The 1,511-nt window shown below is 58.3% G+C and carries 1 protein-coding gene; it reads left to right on the top strand.

Translation table 11 applies throughout. The features are described 5' to 3' along the window. Positions 1-399: 399 nt before the first annotated feature. The coding region (gene ltrA / locus ABD120_RS39230) for a group II intron reverse transcriptase/maturase (RefSeq protein ID WP_343955540.1) at positions 400-1,511 on the top strand (1,112 nt) is incomplete at its 3' end.

Raw genomic sequence — 1,511 nt, 5'->3', positions numbered from 1 at the left:
GCAGGTGTGGGCCGAGAAGGCGAACGCAAGTGAACCACTGATGACGTGTCGTTAGGCTAACTGACATCAAAACCAGGGCCTCAACGCTGTCCTGGGATGAGCCAGACGGGTGCCTGTCTATTGGTCTGGCGGTGTCCGGCATGAAGGTGACGCGAGCTCGGTCCGGGCTTCACAACGGAACAGGAGAACTCCTCGGCGTGAAACAGCCATCTGCCGGTTGGGGCGGATGGCGAAAGAGAGAAACGCAAGCGGCGGAAACCGTGAGCGTCGGAGTATCGGTCGCACGCCAGGAGGGCGGAACGCCCCGTAGTAGTGATGATGTCCCCGTAATGGGGACGGAGCGAAGGGGGCGTGTTGTTGGGTGTCGGTCGTCGATCAACCAGAAATGGGAGGAATCTGATGAACGACACAAGATCAGTAGGCAAGCCGTTCGATATTCCGAAAATTCTGATATGGAACGCATATCAGAAAGTCAAGGCCAACAAGGGAGCGGCCGGTGTGGACGGGCAGTCGCTGACGGAGTTCGAGCAGGACGAGAAGAACAACCTGTATAAACTCTGGAATCGACTCTCGTCGGGAAGCTACTTTCCTCCGCCCGTCCGGGCGGTGGAAATACCGAAGCGTGGCGGTGGCATGAGGACCCTCGGGGTTCCCAGCGTCGCCGACAGGATCGCCCAGACTGCGGTTGCGATGGTCCTGAGTCCTGGAGCGGAGGCTGTCTTCCATCAGGACTCCTACGGCTATCGTCCAGGGCGGTCCGCGCTGGAGGCGGTAGAGTCGTGCAAGCAGCGATGTTGGCGATATCCTTGGGTGATCGATCTCGATATCCAAGGCTTCTTCGATAATGTGCCGCACGACCCGATTCTCGCTGCGGTAGGCAGGCACACCGATACGCCATGGGTGCTGCTCTATGTGAAGCGGTGGCTGATCGCCCCGATTCAGCAGACTGATGGCATGCTTATGCAGCGAGACAAGGGAACTCCTCAAGGTTCTGCGATCTCGCCGCTGTTGTCGAACCTGTTCATGCACTACGCTTTCGATTCCTGGTTGGATCGACAGTGTCCGTCAGTCAGGTTCGAGCGGTACTGTGACGATGCCGTGGTGCACTGTGCCAGCGAGAAACAGGCAGAATTCGTCTGTGACTTGATCAGACGCAGGCTGCGGCAGTTCGACCTGAACCTACATCCGGACAAGACGCAAATCGTGTACTGCAAACAAGGAGGCCGGGATCGGAACTATCCGATCACGGAGTTCACCTTTCTGGGGTTCACGTTCCGTCGCAGACCGGCTCGACTACGGGACGGGAGACTGAAGTCGGGCTTTCTTCCCGCGGTGAGCACGCAGGCCATGAAGTCCATGGCCATGGTCATCCGGAGTTGGCAGCTGGGTCGATGGACCGCGCTGAGTTTCAAGGAGATCTCCACGATGATCAACCCCGTCGTGGCGGGATGGATCAACTACTACGGGCGCTTCTACAAGTCCAGGTTGATCCACTTCTTGGGGCAGCAGAT

Origin of the sequence: Nonomuraea longicatena (assembly GCF_039525605.1) — a bacterium.
GTDB classification, from domain to species: Bacteria; Actinomycetota; Actinomycetes; order Streptosporangiales; family Streptosporangiaceae; genus Nonomuraea; species Nonomuraea longicatena.
Note: the sequence above shows the minus strand (reverse complement) of the source record. Positions and strands in the feature narration are given on the sequence as shown.